This is a genomic window from Lamprobacter sp. (assembly GCF_034860625.1).
In the GTDB taxonomy this organism is placed as follows: Bacteria; Pseudomonadota; Gammaproteobacteria; order Chromatiales; family Chromatiaceae; genus Lamprobacter.
On the sequence record NZ_JAYESN010000041.1, the window covers coordinates 20191 to 40187 of the forward strand.

Annotated in this window: 14 protein-coding genes and 1 other RNA gene; 4 read left to right on the plus strand and 11 right to left on the minus strand. The window is 62.3% G+C overall.

Annotated features, from left to right (window positions below; all coding sequences use genetic code 11):
- Positions 1 to 4 precede the first annotated feature (4 nt).
- The 5 genes from VBE63_RS12390 to trxC all read right to left on the minus strand — a co-directional run bounded on the left by VBE63_RS12390 (position 5) and on the right by trxC (position 6844).
- Complete coding sequence (locus VBE63_RS12390; RefSeq protein ID WP_323683337.1) at positions 5 to 346, minus strand: DUF2845 domain-containing protein; 342 nt, start codon at positions 344 to 346, stop codon at positions 5 to 7.
- A 215-nt stretch (positions 347 to 561) separates the two neighbouring features.
- Entirely contained in the window at positions 562 to 1038 is a 477-nt protein-coding gene (greA, locus tag VBE63_RS12395) for a transcription elongation factor GreA (protein ID WP_323683338.1), read from the minus strand.
- 251 nt (positions 1039 to 1289) lie between these two features.
- On the minus strand, positions 1290 to 4496 hold the full coding sequence (gene carB, locus VBE63_RS12400) for a carbamoyl-phosphate synthase large subunit (protein WP_323683339.1): 3207 nt from the start codon (positions 4494 to 4496) through the stop codon (positions 1290 to 1292).
- Between the two features lie 226 nt (positions 4497 to 4722).
- Complete coding sequence (carA, locus tag VBE63_RS12405) at positions 4723 to 5874, minus strand: glutamine-hydrolyzing carbamoyl-phosphate synthase small subunit (protein ID WP_323683340.1); 1152 nt, start codon at positions 5872 to 5874, stop codon at positions 4723 to 4725.
- A gap of 535 nt (positions 5875 to 6409) precedes the next feature.
- Entirely contained in the window at positions 6410 to 6844 is a 435-nt protein-coding gene (gene trxC / locus VBE63_RS12410; protein ID WP_323683341.1) for a thioredoxin TrxC, read from the minus strand.
- 300 nt (positions 6845 to 7144) lie between these two features.
- Here trxC and trxA point away from each other — a divergent pair, with 300 nt between their 5' ends.
- Positions 7145 to 8008, plus strand: a complete 864-nt coding sequence (gene trxA / locus VBE63_RS12415) for a thioredoxin (RefSeq protein ID WP_323683342.1) — start codon at positions 7145 to 7147, stop codon at positions 8006 to 8008.
- A 492-nt stretch (positions 8009 to 8500) separates the two neighbouring features.
- Here the strand turns inward: trxA and VBE63_RS31400 are convergent, their stop codons facing one another.
- The 3 genes from VBE63_RS31400 to VBE63_RS12430 all read right to left on the minus strand — a co-directional run bounded on the left by VBE63_RS31400 (position 8501) and on the right by VBE63_RS12430 (position 12549).
- On the minus strand, positions 8501 to 9676 hold the full coding sequence (locus tag VBE63_RS31400; RefSeq protein ID WP_416274546.1) for a DUF3782 domain-containing protein: 1176 nt from the start codon (positions 9674 to 9676) through the stop codon (positions 8501 to 8503).
- A 351-nt stretch (positions 9677 to 10027) separates the two neighbouring features.
- Positions 10028 to 11485 (minus strand): tRNA lysidine(34) synthetase TilS, encoded by a 1458-nt coding sequence (gene tilS, locus VBE63_RS12425; RefSeq protein ID WP_323683343.1) that lies wholly within the window; start codon positions 11483 to 11485, stop codon positions 10028 to 10030.
- A gap of 62 nt (positions 11486 to 11547) precedes the next feature.
- Positions 11548 to 12549, minus strand: a complete 1002-nt coding sequence (locus tag VBE63_RS12430) for an acetyl-CoA carboxylase carboxyltransferase subunit alpha (RefSeq protein ID WP_323683344.1) — start codon at positions 12547 to 12549, stop codon at positions 11548 to 11550.
- Positions 12550 to 12702: 153 nt separating this feature from the next.
- On the opposite strand from VBE63_RS12430, the gene VBE63_RS12435 reads away from it, so the two are divergent.
- On the plus strand, positions 12703 to 14889 hold the full coding sequence (locus VBE63_RS12435) for an HAD family hydrolase (protein ID WP_323683345.1): 2187 nt from the start codon (positions 12703 to 12705) through the stop codon (positions 14887 to 14889).
- A gap of 107 nt (positions 14890 to 14996) precedes the next feature.
- On the opposite strand, the gene pbpC is transcribed toward VBE63_RS12435, so the two are convergent.
- On the minus strand, positions 14997 to 17111 hold the full coding sequence (pbpC, locus tag VBE63_RS12440; RefSeq protein ID WP_323683346.1) for a penicillin-binding protein 1C: 2115 nt from the start codon (positions 17109 to 17111) through the stop codon (positions 14997 to 14999).
- Positions 17112 to 17197: 86 nt separating this feature from the next.
- Positions 17198 to 18523, minus strand: coding sequence for a 30S ribosomal protein S12 methylthiotransferase RimO (gene rimO, locus VBE63_RS12445; protein WP_323683347.1), 1326 nt, complete (start codon positions 18521 to 18523; stop codon positions 17198 to 17200).
- 191 nt (positions 18524 to 18714) lie between these two features.
- Between rimO and VBE63_RS12450 the strand changes: the two genes are divergently transcribed.
- Together VBE63_RS12450 and ssrA are read left to right on the plus strand one after the other, a co-directional pair.
- Complete coding sequence (locus VBE63_RS12450) at positions 18715 to 18861, plus strand: hypothetical protein (protein WP_323683348.1); 147 nt, start codon at positions 18715 to 18717, stop codon at positions 18859 to 18861.
- A gap of 127 nt (positions 18862 to 18988) precedes the next feature.
- Positions 18989 to 19348, plus strand: a transfer-messenger RNA (tmRNA) gene (ssrA, locus tag VBE63_RS12455).
- A 332-nt stretch (positions 19349 to 19680) separates the two neighbouring features.
- On the opposite strand, the gene VBE63_RS12460 is transcribed toward ssrA, so the two are convergent.
- Positions 19681 to 19997, minus strand: a 317-nt coding sequence (locus VBE63_RS12460) for a hypothetical protein (protein ID WP_323683349.1), incomplete at its 5' end; no start/stop codon positions are given.

Sequence of the window (19997 nt, forward strand, 5' to 3'; positions counted from 1 at the left end):
GTCATCAATAGCCGTAGCCGCTGGTGGTGATCTGCTTGATCACACCGTCGCGAACTTCGATCCGGTTGATCAAACGGCGCGGACCGAAGTTGTAGATCCAGATCTCATACGGCTTAACCACATAGTCCCTGTAGTAATGCTGCCGCGACGCATCGTAGCGTTCCACCGCGACCCGATCCTCGCGCTGCTCGACCTGGGCCGGCTCGCCGCAAAACCGCTTCAGCCGCAGGCTGCTGTCACCTTCCGAGATCACGCTGTTGCCACAGCGCAGTGCGTGCGCTGGAGCCGCCGCCAGCAGCAAACAACCGATCAGAGCCAGATGGCGCATGGATGCCAGATGGCGCATGGATACCTCCTCTCCTGGGCTGATCGTGCCGGGCAAAAGCGACGATTCGCTGTCGGCCCGCAAGGGATTATAGGCCGATTCTCAGCACAGCTCTCATCGCGCGCCCGTCATGGTGGCGCCCATCCATAGTGGCGCCCATCATGGCGCCGTCATCGCACGCTTCATGGCACTCGCCCCCGACTCCAGTGCTATTGCCGATACGGCATGCAGCGCCATCATTCATAACGCACGTCGAGGATCTCGAACTCACGTTTGCCACCGGGCGCCTCGACCAGCGCGGTATCACCCTCGCTCTTGCCGATCAGGCCACGCGCGATGGGCGAGCCGACCGAGATCTTGCCCTGCTTGATGTCGGCCTCATCGTCGCCGACGATGATGAAGGTATGTTCTTCATCCTTGTCAATCTCGAGCACATCCACAGTGGCGCCAAAGACCACGCGACCACCAGGATTGAGCTTGGTGACATCGATGATCTCGGCATTCGAGAGCTTGCTTTCAATCTCCTTGATGCGGCCTTCGATGAAGCCCTGCTGCTCCCGAGCCGCGTGATACTCAGCGTTCTCCTTCAGGTCACCGTGCGCGCGCGCCTCGGCGATGGCCTCGATGACGCGCGGGCGCTCAACGCGCTTGAGCTGCTCGAGCTCTTCGCGCAACTGCTGTGCACCTTTCGCCGTGAGAGGGACTCTACTCATGCGGGCATCCTCTTGCATCCTCTTGTACTTAGGCGCGCCATTGCGCACCCATCGAATACGTTGCTCTGCACGCGCTACCACCCTGGGCAAACGCGCGCCATCTTGGGATAAGGTTCTTGTCGTAGGGTTGAGTGCGGGAGCGGTGCGCTCGATGGAGAGCCACCGATCGATCGACGCCTAGAGATTATGGCGGAGAGGCCCCGCGGCAAGCGGGGCAGACAAGCTTGTAGAGCCTAACCGCGCACAAGCGCTCAGTAAAGTGTCTGTAACTGGGTGATCTCGAAAAGGTCACCAGCTTGCAAGGCCAGGCAGGTGGCTTCGGCCCCAGCAATGGTCGTGGTGTAGCTGACCTTATGCTGCAAGGCCGCGCGTCGGATCGCCGCCGAATCGGCGATGGCTTCGGCGCCCTCAGTGGTGTTGACGATAAAACGCACCTCGCCGTTCTTGATCATGTCGACGATGTGCGGCCGGCCTTCCTTGACCTTATTGACCCCAATGCAGTCCATGCCAGCCTCTTGCACGGCGCGTGCCGTGCCATGGGTGCCATAGAGCGTAAAACCGAGCTCGAGCAGCTGTTGGGCGACCGCCAACATCCGCGCCTTATCCGCATCGCGGATGCTCAGCAAGGCCTTTCCCGGACGCGGCAGCGCCATGCCAGCTGCTTCCACCGCCTTACCGAAGGCCTCGGCGAAGGTGCGTCCAATGCCCATCACCTCGCCGGTCGACTTCATCTCCGGCCCGAGCAGGGTATCGACACCGGGGAACTTGACGAAGGGGAACACCGCCTCCTTGACACAGTAGCGCGTCGGCGCGACCTCGAGCAGCATGCCCTGCTCAGCCAATGAGCGCCCGGCCATGCAGCGCGCACCGACCTTGGCCAACGGCACACCGACGGCCTTGGACACGAAGGGCACGGTGCGTGACGCGCGCGGGTTCACCTCGAGGATATAGATATCCTCTCCCTTGATCGCGAACTGCGCATTCATCAGCCCGCGCACGCCGAGCGCCAGCCCCATCGCCGCCATCTGCTCGCGCATGCGGTCTTGCAGCTCGGCGCTCAGGGTATAGGGCGGCAGTGAGCAGGCCGAATCACCGGAGTGCACGCCAGCCTGCTCGATATGCTCCATGATGCCGCCAATCAACACCGCCTCACCGTCGCAGACGGCATCGACATCGACCTCGATCGCATCCTCTAGGAAGCGATCGAGCAAGACGGGCGCCGCGTTCGAGACACTGACCGCGGTGCGGATGTAACGACGCAGATCCTGCTCGTCGTAGACTAGCTCCATGGCCCGCCCGCCCAGCACATAAGAGGGACGCACCACCAGCGGATAGCCGATCTCAGCCGCCCGCTCCACCGCCTCACTCTCGCTGCGCGCGGTCGCATTCGGTGGCTGCTTCAGACCAAGCTCGGTAATCAGGCGCTGAAAACGCTCGCGGTCTTCGGCATGGTCGATACTGTCCGGCGAGGTGCCGATGATCGGCACCCCAGCGGCTTCCAGGTCGCGCGCCAGCTTCAGCGGTGTCTGGCCGCCGTATTGGACGATCACGCCATAGGGGCGCTCGGTGTCGACGATGGCGAGCACGTCCTCAACCGTCAGCGGCTCGAAATAGAGCCGATCGGAGGTGTCATAGTCGGTCGAGACGGTCTCCGGATTGCAGTTGACCATGATGGTCTCGAAGCCATCGTCGCGCAGCGCGAAGGCTGCATGCACACAGCAGTAATCGAACTCGATGCCCTGCCCGATCCGGTTCGGTCCGCCGCCGAGCACCATGATCTTCTTGGCGTCGGTTGGCGCTGCCTCGCACTCTTCCTCATAGGTCGAGTACAGGTACGCCGTGCTGGTCGCAAACTCGGCGGCGCAGGTATCGACGCGCTTGAAGACCGGACGGATGCCGAGCTCACGACGGCGCTCGCGGATTACCCCCTCCGGCTGCTTGGTCAGTGCAGCCAGGCGCCGATCCGAGAATCCGCGTCGCTTCAGCCCGCGCAGGCGCTCTGCATCCAGCGCTGCAAGCCCCTGCACACGAACCTCATGCTCGATCGCCACCAACTCATCGATCTGCGCTAAGAACCAGGGATCGATCTTGGTCAGCGCATGCACTTCGTCCAGGGTCATCCCGGCGCGCAAGGCGTCGGCCAAGTAGAAGATGCGCTCGGCGCCCGGTTGGCGCAGCTCGGTGCGCAGTCGGCTCATGGACTGCGGATCGGACAGATTCAACATCTCATTGAGACCGTCCTTATCGGTCTCGAGCCCGCGCAGCGCCTTCTGCAAGGATTCCTGGAAGGTACGGCCGATCGCCATCACCTCGCCAACCGATTTCATCTGGGTGGTCAGATGGGCATCGGCGAGCGGGAACTTCTCGAATGCGAAACGTGGGATCTTGGTAACCACATAATCGATCGACGGTTCGAACGAAGCCGGCGTGGCGCCGCCGGTGATCTCATTGCGCAGCTCATCGAGGGTGTAGCCGACCGCGAGCTTGGCCGCGACCTTGGCGATCGGGAAGCCGGTCGCCTTCGATGCCAGCGCCGAGGAGCGCGAGACACGCGGATTCATCTCGATGATGATCATGCGTCCATCGTCGGGATGGATCGCGAACTGCACGTTGGAACCGCCGGTGTCGACGCCAATCTCGCGCAGCACCGCCAGCGAGGCATCGCGCATGCGCTGATATTCCTTGTCGGTCAACGTCTGCGCCGGGGCGACCGTGATCGAGTCGCCGGTATGCACGCCCATCGGGTCCAGGTTCTCGATCGAGCAGATGATGATGCAATTGTCCTTGTGGTCGCGCACCACCTCCATCTCATACTCTTTCCAACCCAGCGCCGACTCTTCGATCAGCAACTCATTGACCGGCGAGAGATCCAGCCCGCGGATGCAGATCTCCTCAAACTCCTCATGGTTATAGGCGATGCCTCCGCCGCTGCCGCCCATGGTGAACGAGGGCCGGATGATGGTCGGGAAGCCGATCTGCGCCTGCACCTGGATCGCCTCTTCCAGGCTGTGCGCAATCGCCGAGCGCGGCATGTCGAGGCCGATGCGGCGCATCGCCTGGCGGAACAGATCGCGATCCTCAGCCTTATCGATCGCCTCGCGTGAGGCGCCGATCATCTCCACCCCGTAGCGCTCGAGCACGCCTTCGGTGACCAGGTCCAGCGCGCAGTTCAATGCCGTCTGCCCGCCCATCGTCGGCAGCAGCGCGTCCGGGCGCTCGTGGGCGATGATGCGCTCCAAGACCCGCCAGGTAATCGGCTCGATGTAGGTCGCATCGGCCATCTCCGGGTCGGTCATGATCGTCGCCGGGTTCGAGTTCACCAGCACTACGCGGAACCCCTCTTCGCGCAGCGCCTTGCAGGCTTGAGCGCCGGAATAGTCGAACTCGCAGGCCTGCCCAATCACGATCGGCCCGGCGCCGATGATCAGGATGCTCTGGATGTCTGTGCGCTTGGGCATGGGCTGAGAGGCGTCCGAAGTCTGCTGCTGAAAAAAGGTCGTGTTTGTTTAACGTGAATCTCTCGCGATTCATCTTCCGGGGTGGCGCGGCACCTTGCGCATTAGCCGCAGCCGCAATGCGGCGCTGATCTGGCGAGAACCTCGGCCAGCATCGGCATCGACCGCTGATCCGCGATCAACTCCCCGCTACCTACTCTCTATCCACTCTTCTTCACTCTTCACTCTCTCACAGCCCACCCGAGCGCGCGTCCATCATGCTGACGAAATGAGCAAACAAGGGCTCGACGTCATGCGGCCCTGGACTCGCTTCAGGATGCCCCTGGAAGCTGAAGGCCGGATGCTCGCGGTGGCGCAGCCCCTGCAGTGAGCCATCGAACAACGAGCGATGGGTCGCCTCGACCTCCGCCGGCAGGCTCTGCTCATCGATGGCAAAGCCGTGGTTCTGACTGCTGATCATCACCTGCCCAGTGGCCAGATCCTGCACCGGATGGTTGGCTCCGTGATGGCCAAACTTCATCTTCACGCTCTGCGCACCAGCGGCGAGACCGAGCAGCTGATGACCGAGGCAGATCCCGAACAGCGGCACATCACGCGCCAGCAGTTCGCGGATGGCCTCAATCGCGTAGCCGCAGGGCTCGGGGTCGCCTGGGCCGTTGCTCAGGAAGACACCCGCAGGGGCCAGCGCGATCACCTCGGAAACGGGGGTCTGCGGCGGCACCACCGTGACCCGGCAGCCATGATCGACCAAGATCCGGAGGATGTTGCGCTTGATGCCAAAGTCGTAGGCGACGACATGGTGTCGCAAGCGCTCGTCATCCCAGGCGAGCGGCTCGGGCAGACCCTGCTCGAGACTCCAAGTGCCCTGGGTCCAGCGATAGGCGCTGCTGACGCCGGCCTCACGGGCAAGATCCATGCCCTTGAGCCCAGGAAAGGTGGTAGCCGCGACTAGGGCGCCCTGTTCGTCCAGATCATCGCCTGCCACGAGGCACCCGCTTTGCGCGCCCTTCTCGCGCAGCAGTCGGGTCAGGCGGCGGGTATCGATGTCGGCAATGCCGACCACCCCGTGACGCTCAAGATAGGCACTGAGGGTCTCGTTGCGGCGGAAGTTGCTCGCCAGCACCGGGAGATCGCGAATGATCAGGCCGGCGGCCTGGATCGCGGGCGACTCCTCGTCCTCATCGTTGGTGCCGGTATTACCGATATGCGGATAGGTCAGGGTGACCAGCTGCCGCCGATAGGATGGGTCGGTCAGGATCTCTTGATAGCCCGACATGGCCGTGTTGAACACGACCTCGCCAACGCTTTGGCCAGAGGCGCCAATCGAGGTCCCGCGAAAGACCGAGCCGTCTTGCAGAACCAAAACCGCAGGAATAGTCAACGCAGCCTCCGAGGCAGTCGGTGGTGCAGGACGCGAAGGATGTCATCCTTTGATGTCACCAAATGATGTCATCAATCGCGCCTGAGGCAATACAGACTCATCCATACTGCCCGCCGAGCGAAATGCCCGACCATCAGATGGCCGCCCAAGGCGGCCTTTGTTGCTGCGGCCAATGCAGCCAAGCAAGGTCAGCAGGCGGCGACAGCCGCGCACCCACTCAGGCAAACGGCGCATGCGTCCTAATCAAGCGAAGGCCCCTTAAGCGACCTCGCAATGGGGGCATCGTCCGTTCGTCACAGCCGCCAGGCCGCAGCCATACAAAACGGGCCGGATGTTAGCGAAACCCTCCGCCGCTGTCCATGCTTAGTGCTGCAGCGCAGCAACTGCATCACAAAATTGCGGTCCAATGTCGCCTGGTGGTCGAGGCACAAGGCCCGAGAGCCGGTGCTCACTTCGCCAGGGCGCAGCCTCAAGGACGATTCGATTGCAGGCTCGCAGCTTCGGTAGCGCGAACGAGGTAATCGATTGGCTTCAACTATAGATAGGCTTCGACCCAGCGCACAATGCCGTTGGTATCCATGGCCCCGGCTTGCCGCGCGCGCTCTTGACCACCGACGAAGATCGCCAGGGTCGGGATGCTGCGGATGCCAAAACGCATCGCCAGCCCCTGCTCGTCTTCGGTGTTAACCTTGGCCAGCCGAGCGCGTGGCTCAAGCCGTGACGCGGCCGCCTCGAAGGCCGGTGCCATCATCTTGCAGGGCCCGCACCAAGACGCCCAGAAATCCACAACCAGTGGGATGTCGCTCCGCGCCGCATGACGCTCAAAGCTCGCCTGACCCAGGGTGAACGGGTGGCCGTCGAACAAGGCGCGATGGCACTGACCGCAGCGTCCGCCGTCTGCAAGACGCTGGGGCGGGAGTCGGTTGACCGCGTCGCAATGTGGACAGACGACGTGAATGGGCGTGGTCATCGGCATACCTCCAGTGATGTTCCGAGATGCTTGGCCTCAGTGATCAGAGGTCCGGGAAGCGATCAGAGGGCCGGAATCAGTGCTCCGCGATCAACAATCCGGCGCCTACCGACGTCTCTTCGAGCAGGCTCCTGCTTGATTGAGGCCGTGACGACAATTATTTTCCATGGCAAGACAAAGTGCCAATGCGCGCTCGCGTTCGCGACTGCACGCTGACGCCTGAGCGGCCGAGTCCGCCGCCCGAGCGAGCGACCGAGCCTGCCAAGCCCTAGCGCGCTCCCGACCAACGAGAGAGACATCATGACCGACTCTGCCCATATTGCCGCCGTCACTGCTGCCGACTTCGAGCGAATCGTTATCCAGGGCTCGTTCGAGCGACCAGTACTGGTCGACTTCTGGGCCGACTGGTGCGCACCTTGTCGGCAACTGATGCCGATCTTGTCGCGACTGGCCGAAGAATTTAAAGGCCAATTCTTCCTCGCCAAGGTCGATACCGAGGCTGAGCAAGCACTCGCCGCGCAGTTTGGTATCCGCAGCCTGCCAACCGTTCAGCTGTTCAAGAACGGCCAGGCCGTCGACCAGTTTATGGGCGCACTCCCGGAGGGGCAGATCCGAGAGTTTCTCTCGCGTCATGTCAGCCGTGCCTCCGATCAGCTACTGGACCAAGCGCGGCAGGCGATGGCCGAGGGTGATCCGGCTGGAGCCAAGAGCATGATCGAGCGCGCGGAGCGTGATGATCCAGACAATAACCGGGTCTTCGTTGCCCAGGTGCAGTTGAAGGCGATCGAGGGCGATGCCGAGGGCGCGCTAGAGATGTTGGAACGCACCCCGCTCAATCTGGCAAATGATCCGGAGCTCGCCGCGCTCCGAGGGCGCCTCGCCTTCAGTGCGGCGGTGGCTGATGCACCACCCGCTGAAGCGCTGAAAGCAACCTTAGAGGCCAATCCCGGCGACAGCGAGGCGCGCTATCAATTGGCCGCCCATCAGGTACTGGCCGGCAACAACGAAGCGGCACTGGAGCATCTGCTGACGCTGTTGAAGCGCGACCGCCAATATGGCGACGATGCTGCGCGCAAAGGTATGGTGGCGATCTTTGATCTGCTCGACAGCAGCAGCGAGCTGGTGTCGCGCTATCGGGCGAAGATGTTGAGCAGCCTGTACTGAAGCCCGCAAACGGGCTCTGAGCCAAGCGTCGCTCCACCTAAAGCGGTGGTCGTTCCACCTAAAGCGGGTTTAGCCGTTCCGCCTGATCCGCGGACGAACTACACCAAAGCACTCAGTTTTTACAGGCCCATTCTGTACGGCGACCCAAGCGAATGACTATGCCATTGCGACAATGGCAAAGGGCATGCAGCTCCTGCAGACCATGCATGACGCGCGCGCAAGGTCGCGCTATAGTCGCGCCTACGCTTCAGCCTCATCGAGCTTGATGGCAAACGCTGGCCGCTCGGCCAGAACCTCGCGCGAGTCTGCACGCACCTGCCGAGCCCAGCCATCCCTTCGACGGTCAGTCACTGCCGGTCTTTGACGCGGGCACGCACCAGGTTCAACTGAAGCTCACGGTGATCCTTCCAGACGAAACGCGCTTGCGGATTCAGCGGCCTGGACCGATCTTGAAAGCGCGCCTGCAGCGCATCCAGCGCTATCCGTGAGCGGTTATGTGTCCGCCACGTCTTCAGGTTCGCCGTAGGTTTCAATCCCCAGACGCCGGGCGACCTCTTGGGCGCGGCTGTCGATCATGGGCGAGATGACGATCAGCCGGTTGGCCTGGCGCTGATGGCGGCGCTCGTAGAACCGGGCTTTGCGCTCGAAGCTGTACATGCCTGCTTTGTCGATGGAGGACTTGAGCTCGCATAGGATGAGCAGGCCGTTTTTGATGATCACATCGATCTCAATCTGATCAGGACGACCAAAGACTTCACCCTCGTCGTCGTATTCGTTGACATTGAGCACCTCAACACCAAAGGTTTTTTCCAGGATGCCGGCCAGGGCGGAACGAAAGGCGTTCTCCGAGCGCATTCCCCAACGCGCACCCAGGGCGCCGATGCCGCGGTCGATGCGTTTGCCCAACGCCAGGCTTTCTTCATGGAGTACTTTGAGCTCCGCCTGGTTGGCGTCCCACTTGCGGTTTTGCTCTTCCCATTTGCCATTTTGCTCTTCGCGCATTGCTTTCAGTTCCGCCTGGTTGGCTTCCCACTTGCCATTTTGCTCTTCGCGCATTGCTTTCAGCTCCGCCTGGTTGGCTTCCCACTTGCCATTTTGCTCTTCGCGCATCGTTTTGAGCTCCACCTGATTGGCCTCCCATTTGCGGTTTTGCTCCTCGCGCATCGCTTTGAGTTCCGCCTGGTTAGCCTCCCATTTGCGGTTTTGCTCCTCGCGCATCGCTTTGAGTTCCGCCTGGTTGGCCTCCCATTTGCGGTTTTGCTCCTCGCGCATCGCTTTGAGTTCCGCCTGGTTAGCCTCCCATTTGCGGTTTTGCTCTTCGCGCATCGATTGGAGCTCCGCCTGATTGGCGTCCCATTTTTTTTGGTCCTCTAGGCGCTTCCGCTCAAGGCGTTCGTTGTTTTCTCGCCACAAGACGTCTTGGCGTGCATTATTTTCCCGCCACAAAGCGTCCTGGCGTGCGTTATTTTCTCGCCACAGCGCGTCCTGGCGTTCGCGCTCGCGGCGCATCTCTTCTAGCGTTTGGTGAAACCAGTCGCTGGTCTCTTCGCGCCGGCTGTAGAGGTTGGCGGTCAGATCAAGAATGGCTTGACGAAACACGGGGTCGGTTTCGAGCCACAGGGGTAATTCGCGCTTGACGGTTTCTTTGATCGATTCAAGCGTGGTCATGGGGTTCTCCCTGTGATGTCCGGTTGAAGCCACCGCGACGCGGGATGTCGCAGCGATAAACGATGATCTTTCATTCGGATGGACCCCTCCTCGTCTATCGAGTTCGAGACGCTTGTCAGTGTCAGCAATGCATCCTGCCGATGCAAGCCTGAAGAAGGCCAGATACTTGAATTCGAGCACCTTCGAGCAGCAGATCCAAGGCCGCAAAGCGCCGCATATCCGACCGCATGATCAGCGCCAGATCGGTATAGCCGCACTCGGGCTCAAGTAGCGCTAGCACAGCGAAGACCTAGACACGCCGGACTACAGCCAATCAAGGCCGGAAAGGCCGATCAAGCCAACGGCGATGCGCTATGCGTCGGCATCCTGGCTCGACCCGACCCTGATCGCCACTGGCTCTGCAAACCAACCGAAACGCGTCCAGGGATGCCCCTCCCAGCACAGGCGCAGCATCCGCTGGCTAGGCGCCTGACTAAGCGCTGAACGACCACCAGAGTCTCCACCGCAGCCTGCAACACCGGCCACCGCGAGCAGATCGCCTTGAGGCTCAATCAGCAGCGGCACATAGGGTCGCAGCCAAGCGGGAATACCGCGCTGTTGGAACAGATGCTTCAGCGTCCGACTGGACCGATTTGGTTGCCGACAACGCAAACCAGGCACGCCAAAGCGGAGGGTCAGGGGTAGGGCCTGAGGCAACGCCTGGCACGATGCCGAGCACACCGCTAAGCGTGCCGAACCATCAGCCTCGAGGCTCAACGTGCCCAACCCCATCGGCAGCGGCAGCGGTTGTAGCCCATCCCAGCTCAGCTCAGCCTCGGGATAAGGCGGCAAGGGCGCAAGCGCAAACAGATCATCGCGGTAGCGACGCAGTTCGCACCCTTCCCAGGCGACTCGGGGTTGAGCATCGACGCGGGCTCGCAGGAGCCCGCCCAGAATCGATTCCAAGCGCAGCGTATTCGGCGCTCGAAAGCCTTGCCGAGCCAGCCAGCGGCGCAGCACCGCTCGGGCCGGCTCGGGTGCCAGCGCCGCCAGCCGCGCCACCGATAATGTCGCGGGTCTTGAGCCAGCGAGCGTCAGCAGTTGCTCATCGGCCATGCTGTCGATCAGCGCCGCGGCCTCAGCGCAGTGGGCCGCGGAACGGGCGATGGTGGTGGCAGCCGCCGGCCAGCGCTGGCGCAAGACCGGCATGATCTGATGGCGCAGCCGATTGCGATCGAAGCCGAGATCCTGATTCGACGGATCTTCGAGCCAGTGCAGCCGATGCCGCTCGGCATAGACGCGCAAATCGGCCTGCGAGAACTCGAGCAGCGGCCGCATCAGGGTCCCTGACCCCAGCGCTACGCGCGCTGGCATTGCGGCCAATCCGTGCACGCCGCTGCCGCGCAGCAACGCGAGCAGTAGGGTCTCGGCCTGATCATCGCGATGCTGCGCGGTCGCGAGCCAGTCGCCAGGGCCAAGGCAAGCGGCAAAGAGGCGTCGACGCGCCGCGCGTGCCAGCGCCTCTAGGCTCTCGCCCGGACGACGCTCGATCTGCGCCCGCCGCACATGGACATCGACACCAAGCTGATCACAGACGCGACGGCAGTGGCGGGCCCAAGCATCAGAGTCTGGATGGAGGCCGTGGTCGACGTGGATGGCCGTCAGGGCGACACCAAGAACAGCACGCAGCTCAACACAAGCATGCAGGAGCACGTGGGAATCGCAACCGCCGCTATAGGCGATCCAGAGCCGCCTTGGCTGCGGCGACTGCGCCAACGCCGACGCCAACAGCGGCCTCAGTCGGTCAGCGGAAAAAGCAGCGTCAGACAAGGAAGGCCATGCGAAGGCGCAACGATGGACGTCGCTCGATACCGATTGCCAGCGGCGTCGCCTTAGCTCTTGAACCGACCGTAGCTGCGCAGGCGCTGGTAACGAGCCTCGATCATCTGCTCGACCGGCTGACTGGCGACCCGCGCCAGCTCATCGACCAGAACCATCTTCAGCGACGAGGCCGTGTCATCGACGTTGCGATGCGCGCCACCGCGCGGCTCCGGCACCACGGCATCGACCAGGCCCAGCTCATAGAGTCGATCCGAGGTGATGGCCATGGCCTCCGCCGCGAGTTGTGCCTTCTCGGCACTCTTCCACAGGATCGACGCACAGCCCTCCGGCGAGATCACCGAGTAGGTGCTGAACTGCAGCATGATCAGACGATCGCCAACACCGATGGCCAAGGCGCCACCGGAGCCACCTTCGCCGGTGACGGTAACGATGATCGGCACCCGCAGCCCCGCCATCACCTGCAGATTGCGAGCAATGGCCTCGCTCTGACCGCGCTCTTCAGCCCCCACGCCCGGATAGGCACCGGGAGTGTCGATGAAGGTGAGGATCGGCAGCTCGAAGCGCTCGGCCATCTGCATCAAGCGCAATGCCTTACGATAACCCTCAGGTCGCGGCATGCCAAAGTTGCGCTGGATCTTCTCCTTGGTGTCGCGCCCCTTCTGATGGCCGATGACCATTACCGACTGGCCGTCGAGCCGAGCCAGGCCACCGACGATGGCGCGGTCGTCGGCAAAGGCCCGATCGCCATGCAGCTCTTGGAAGCCGTCGAAGATACGATCGGCATAGTCGAGAAAGTAAGGGCGCAGCGGATGCCGTGACAGTTGCGAGATCTGCCAGGGGGTCAGCGACGAGAAGATCTGCTCGGTCAGTGCCCGGCTCTTGGTCTCAAGATGCTCGATCTCGTCCGCAATATTGATGCCATCGTCTTCGTCACCCGGGCCATGGCGGCCAAGATGACGAGCGCCCAAGGTCGCGCCGAGATGCCGAAGCTCTTCGATCTTCGCTTCAAGCTCGGCGACCGGTTGTTCAAATTCAAGAAAGTTCAGGTCCATGGGACGAGGATTCTACGACAAAGCGGGCTGCTGTCGACAGTCAGTTTTGCGTCGTCAAACAAGCTTGAGGTGCGCACGCCGGGCAGCAAGCACAGGGATCAGCTATTCTCGGGGTCTGAAATATCATCAATGTCGATCACAGCAGTCAGCCGTATGACACCACAACCAGACTCCCGCTACATCGTTCTGATCAGCGTCCACGGGCTCATCCGTGGCCAGGAGCTCGAGCTCGGTCGCGACGCCGATACCGGTGGACAAACGCTCTACGTCGTCGAGCTTGCCCGCGCCCTAGCGCAGCGTGATGACGTCGACCGGGTCGACCTGTTCACGCGCCTGGTCGATGATTCGCATGTCAGCTCAGACTACAAGCAGCCGATCGAGGAGATCGGCCCCGATGCGCGCATCATCCGCGTTGAGGCCGGTCCCGCCGAGTATCTGGCCAAAGAGCAGCTTTGGGATTATCTCGACACTTTCGCCGACAATATGCTCAGCTTTTTGCGCGATCAGGACATCGCGCCAACCCTGATCCACAGCCACTATGCCGACGCCGGCTATGTTGGCACCCGGGTCTCGAACCAGCTCGGTGTACCGCTGGTGCATACTGGGCATTCGCTTGGGCGCGTCAAGCGCCGCCGCCTGCTCGCTTCGGGCGTCAAGCAGGAGACCATCGATCAGCGCTATCAGATGGATCGGCGCATCGATGCCGAGGAAGAGACCCTTGGCGCCGCCAGCCTGGTGGTCACCAGCACCAGCCAGGAGATCCAAGAGCAATACGGGCTCTACGACCACTATCAGCCCGAGCGCATGTCGGTGATCGCCCCCGGCACCGATCTGACCCGCTTCCATCCACCAGACGGTAGCGAGCAAAAGGCACCGATCAAGAAGGAGCTGGCGCGCTTTCTGCGTGACCCGAAGAAGCCGATCATCCTGGCACTCTCGCGCCCGGACGAGCGCAAGAATATCGCCACCCTGGTCGACGCCTTCGGCGAATCCGAGGAGCTGCAGCGCAACGCCAACCTGGTGATCATCGCCGGCAACCGCGACGATATCCGCGATCTCGACAGCGGCGCCCAGCAGGTGCTGACCGACATCTTGATCTTGATCGACCTCCACGATCTCTATGGCAAGGTCGCCTATCCCAAGCACCATCGGGCCGATGAGGTGCCGGTCCTTTATCAGCTTGCGGCCGCCTCGCGCGGCGTGTTCGTCAACCCGGCACTCACCGAGCCGTTCGGTCTGACGCTGATCGAGGCCGCCGCCAGTGGCCTACCCATCGTCGCCACCGAAGACGGTGGCCCTATCGATATCATCGGCCATTGCAAGAACGGTATTCTGATCGACCCGCTCGACAAGCAAGACATCACTAAGGCGCTCTTAAAGGTGGTGAGCGATGCCTCGCGCTGGCGAACCATGGTCAAAAATGGTCTCTCTGGGGTCAAGGAGCACTACTCTTGGGAAGCGCACGCCGAGAGCTACATGGCAGCGATCAAGCCGCTACTCGAGCAGGTCGAGCCACCGCCAATGGCCCCAGTCGCCCGGCGGCCGATGCTCTATCACGATCGCGCCATCTTCACCGATCTCGACCAAAACCTGCTTGGCGATCCAGATTCCTTGGCCGATTTCCTGCGCATCATGCGCGAGAATCATCGCTGCACCAGCTTTGGCATCGCCACTGGGCGGCGGCTGGACTCCGCACTCGCGGTGATGCGTCGCTACGGTATCCCCCGCCCCGACGTGCTGATCACCGCTTTAGGCACCGAGATCTACTACGCCCCCCAGCTGACCGCCGATGATGCTTGGGCGAGGCACATCGACCACCTCTGGTATCCGCGCCGGGTCCGGGACGTACTCGCTGACCTCCCCGGCATCGAGCGCCAGCCCAAGTCGGAGCAGAGCCGGTTCAAGGTCAGCTTCTACATCGACCCCGAGCACGCCCCCTGCCTGGACGAGATCGGCAGCATCCTGCATCAGGCCGACCTGAACGTGCACCTCAACCTCTCGTTCGGCCAGTTCCTCGACGTGGTACCGGCGCGCGCCTCGAAGGGCTTGGCTCTACGTTATGTCGCTGACCAGTTCGGCATCCCGCTCGAGCACTGCCTGACCGCCGGTGGCTCGGGTGCCGATGAGGACATGATGCGCGGCAACACCCTCGCCGTGGTCGTCGCCAACCGGCATCACGAGGAGCTCTCTCAGCTCACCGATACCGAGAGCATCTACTTCGCCGAACAGCCCTTCGCGGCCGGAATCCTCGAGGCGATTGAGCATTATCGATTCTTCGATGCCTGTCGGGTGCCGCTGCGGCCGGAAGACGATGATTCCAATGCGCATGACGCTCATTAGTTAGACAGCAATTGGCTTCCCAAAGCGATACCGCAGCGCTGGCAGCATGCAGGCGCTCAGCAAGCGCCGGACGTGCTCACGGCGGTCAACCAGGTATTCGTCCATCGTCATTGCACGTTGACGTTGACGCGGCTGGACTGACCCTGTCCGTCGATCACGGCAATGGTTATGAAGCCTGGCCCCCCTGGGCGCCAGTGAACACTGCGCGCATAGGGCGCTTGGGCGATCGGCTTGCCATTCGCCAGCCACTGAAACGGCGGGGAGCCATTGCGCACCTTCAGCGCCAGCGCTATCCCGCTGCCCAGTCCGAGCCCAAGATCGACCACCGCGCCATCCGGCGGAAAGGCGATCTCGAGCTGATCATCCGCTGCGCCTGGGGCATTGCCGTTAACGCGACGCAGCGGCAGTGGCAACTCGGCACTCGAGGCCATCAGCACAGCAGACGGCGGACCCGGCAGCGGCACCCGCGACTCGAGACGCGCGAAAGCATCGCGCAAGATCGGCACCGCTGCCTGAGTCCCGGTCAGGCCCGGCACCGCAGCGCCATCCGGCCGCCCGGTCCAGACGCCGATCACTTGCTTGCCATCAAAGCCGAGCGCCCAAGCATCTCGATAGCCATAGGAAGTTCCCGTCTTCAGCGCGATCGCGCTACCGAGCTGATCAAGGCGCTCCGCCCCGGACAAGATCGAGGAGAGATACCAGGCTGCGTGCGGCGCCAACAGCGGGTTGTGCTGAGTCTGAGCGCTCACCCGTGCGTTCATGCCGGGAGGGCCCTTGGAGCCCGTCGAGCGATCAGCACCCGTCGGCCGCCGCAACCCATCGCGCAGCGCCACTGGATCGCCACCGCGAGCAATCGCCGCATAAAGGCTCACCAGATCGGTCAAGCTAAGACCCAGCCCACCCAGACCAATCGCCAGCCCTGCCCCAGCCGCTGCCTCCGGCAGGTGCGGCGTGGCGCCAGCCCGCCGCAATCGCGCTAGCAGCCGCGCCGGCCCTACCCGTTCCAACAGCGTCACCGCGGGTACATTTAGTGACTGTTGCAGCGCTGCTCGAACGGTCACCGTGCCTTGAAAGCCGCGGTCAAAATTCTCTGGTACATAGCCCCCGAAGGCGCGTGGGCGATCCTCGATCAGGCTCTCCGGGTGCGCTAGACCCAGCTCGAACGCCAGCCCATAGATCAACGGTTTGAGCGTCGACCCTGGCGAGCGCAAAGCGCGGGTCATGTCGACAAAACCATCGCGCTCGCGTTCCAGCAGCCCGGCCGAGCCGACGCTAGCCAAGATCTCCCCGCTGCCATGATCGGCCACCAAGATCGCGACCGAGACCGCATCTGGCAGTTGCTCTGCCTGCTCAGCGGCCAGCGTTTGCAGACGTGCTTGCAAGCCTGCATCCAAGGTGAGCCGATGTACGCCAACGGTTGGCGACAGCCGCTGCGCGCGGCGCGCCAGATGCGGTGCCAGCATCGGAAACGCGCGGCGCTGAGTTGGGATCGGCTCGCGCCTTGCCGCAGCCGCAGTCTCCGCATCGAGCAGACCCAACGCTTCAGCCCGTGCCAAGACCTGATCACGGCCACGCCGTGCTGCGTCTGGATAGCGATCCGGACGGCGTTGCTCCGGCGCTTGCGGCAAGGCCACGAGCAACGCTGCCTGAGCCGGCGTGAGCCGTCGCGGCTCGCGACCAAGCCAGGCCAGCGAGGCCGCACGCACACCTTCGAGATTGCCACCGAACGGGGCCAGGTTCAGATAGGCCTCGAGCACCTGCGCCTTCTCCGCGACGCGCTCAAGCGCCAAGGCAGCACCGATCTGGCGCCATTTATCGCGCACTGAGCCGGTCTCGAGTCCCAACCGCAGCCGCACGACCTGCATGCTCAGCGTTGACCCTCCTGAGACGATGCGCCCATGCCGCAGCGCCTGCCAGCCGGCCCGGAGCAAAGCTCGCGTATCCAAGCCCGCATGCTGCCAGAAGCGCCGATCCTCGTAGCCGAGCAATAGCTGTAGATACAGCGGATCAACCTCGTCCAGGCTCACCGGTAACCGCCAGCGGCCATCATCCACCGTAAACGCACGCAGGAGCTGACCGTTGCGGTCGAGCACCAATGCCGAGGTCTCGATGGAAAGATCCAGCGGCGGACCACCAGGCAGCGCATGCAGCGCCAGCATCCCAGCGGCCAACAGCAGAGTGGCGGTCCCGATGCACACCGCCAGCAGAGCCCGTCGAATCATCCTCGAATCACCATGAGCGCCACCCGCCCATTGCTCCACTGACAAGACCGGTCTGCGCTGGCAAACAGCTGGGCAAACAAGGACGCTTAGGTGACCGGCTCAGCGAACAGGTCGTGCTCACTGCTGGCAGTGATCTCGACCTCAATGAAGTTGCCCGGCTCCAATTCCCAAGCGCCGTCAATGATCACCGTACCATCGATCTCCGGCGCATCCGCGTAGCTGCGCGCGATCACCTGCTCTTCCTCGACCTCATCGACGAGCACGATCTCGCGCTTGCCAACGCGTCGAGCCAGCTTCTCGCAACTGATCTCGGACTGCAGCGCCATCAAGCGCTGGCGCCGCTCCTCCTTCTGCGCCTCGGGAACCGGATCGGGCAGCGTATTAGCCGCCGCACCCGCCACCGCTGAATAACTAAAACAGCCAACCCGGTCCAGTTGGGCCTCGCGCAAGAAGGTGAGTAATTGTTCGAAATCGGCATCGGTTTCGCCGGGAAAGCCAACGATGAAGGTGCTGCGCAGCACCAGCTCCGGGCAGATGCGGCGCCATTCAGCGAGTCGATCAAGCACCTTCTCCGTCGCCGCCGGTCGTCGCATCGCCTTCAATACCGACGGGCTCCCATGCTGCAGTGGCATGTCCAGATAGGGCAGGATCAGCTCATCGGCCATCAAGGGGATCAGCTGGTCCACCTGTGGATAAGGGTACAGATAGTGCAATCTGACCCAAGCCTGGTGCTCGCCGAGGGTGCGTGCCAGGGTCTCGATATCGGTCGTCAATCGCACGCCGTTCCAGAACTCGGCCCGATACTTCAGATCAATCCCGTAGGCACTGGTGTCTTGTGAGATCACCAAGAGCTCGCGTACACCGGCCTCGACCAAGCGCTGCGCTTCATCCAGAACGCTGCCGATCGGGCGGCTGACCAAGTTGCCGCGCAAACTCGGGATGATGCAGAAGCTGCAGCGATGGTTGCAGCCCTCGCTAATCTTCAGATAGGCAAAGTGATCTGGCGTCAGCTTAACGCCTTGAGGCGGAACCAAATCAATGAATGGGTGATGCTCGGGCGGCGGCAGATGGGCTTGCACGGCCTCCAGAACCGCATCCTCCGCATGCGGCCCGGTCACTGCCAAGACCTCCGGATGGGTCTCAAGGATCATCTCAGCACGCGTGCCCAGACAGCCTGTCACCACCACTCGCCCATGCTCATCCAGCGCCTCGCCGATCGCCTCCAGCGACTCCTCGATCGCCGCGTCGATAAAGCCACAGGTGTTGACGACCACGAGATCAGCTTCGGCGTAATCGGCGGCGATCGCATAGCCATCGGTCCGCAAGCGCGTCAGGATGCGCTCGGAATCGACCGTCGCCTTAGGGCAGCCGAGGCTGATGAACCCGACTTTGGGGATGGTTTTGGTCGCCATGAGCATACCTGAGCGTGAAGCGTCGATGGTGGAGGAAGCCGGATCAAGAGGGCTGATGACACTTTTGCAAGCCCCACCATAAAATGCCTGACCGGCATCAAAAAGCAGCGCAATGCGCTTGACGAATTAGAATTTGCTTATATACTCATACTAAAGCTTGAGTTGTATCAAGAACCATTAGGAGGTTCAGAATGTTAGCACCACTTGCAATCGTCGCGCTGTTGATCGGTGGCACTCAGACTGCCCTAGTCGTCTCCGAAAGAGAGGTGGCCAAGACCGATCAAGTTCAGATCGTCGAGGTCCAAAGGGTCGAGACCTTCAACACCGCAGCCAACTAAAGGCTCTGACAGACTGACTCGGGGAAGCCCCTGAGCAACCCGGCTGGCCGCATTGTGGTCGGCCCGGTTGTATGCTCGCCATTGCAACGGAACCCCTGCAGTGATAGGTTGTCCATCTTCTGTACTTGGGGGCGACATGGCTTCGACGTGGGTCACAAAACCCGAGGTGCATGCCGAGGTGCGGGCGACCTCGTAAATCCAACCGCAAATCTATAGTTGCCAACGACGACAACTACGCTCTCGCTGCTTAAACCCAGTGGGCCTCACACCGTCACTTGCCTGTGGGCGGCGGATTCGTGGGGTAACATCACACAGGATCGCGATACCGGGGGCCTGGACCGGGATCGCTAAAACCTAATTCGGGATCGCTGACCAATCGCCCTGCCCTTCGGGCGGTGGAAGGCTAAAAACAATAGAACGGGCTAAGCATGTAGTACCAACGGCGGAGGGCTTGCGGACGCGGGTTCGATTCCCGCCGCCTCCACCATTTAAGACAGACAAAGCACTGAATTTAAAGGATAAAAGGAGTTCTCTTCTGTGCTTCACCCACAAAGCTACCCACAAACGAAATTGGATTGTCAGGGTTCTTTTGGCAAAGCTGCTCAGACCTGCAGCCAACTCAACTCGCAACTTGGAAGCGCATAGCTTGACAATCTTTTTGGCATACAGCCTGCCTGACCCAGCAGCGCATCGAACTCAGTTTCTCCGCCTTAACGCGCCGCAACGCGCCAAGCCTCGCCCGCGCGTTGAGGCAACAGGGGAAAGAAACGGACGCGCCTTAACGCGCCGTTCTTTCTTTCCCTACAGGGCGGCGCGTTATTAGGAAGCGAGTGTCGTTGGCGCCTTGGAGGGGGCATTGTCGAGACCTTCAGGGGATAACGCGCCGGGCTGAACGAGCGAATCAGCGCGTTGGCTCGGGCATAGGAAGGTCTTGCGCTGACCGTGGCGGTGCTCCTTCGGCATCGGCGCCGAGATCACGCGACCGGACACCTCCAGCCTGGCGATGGCCTTGCGAAGCTCGGCACGGGTCATGCCCAGCTCGCCCGCGGTCTCGAGTTGCTTGGCGGTCCAGTAGCGACCGGCCGACAACTGGGAGTCGAGATAACGCTCCAACTGATCCGCCTGAGCGGCGGCGG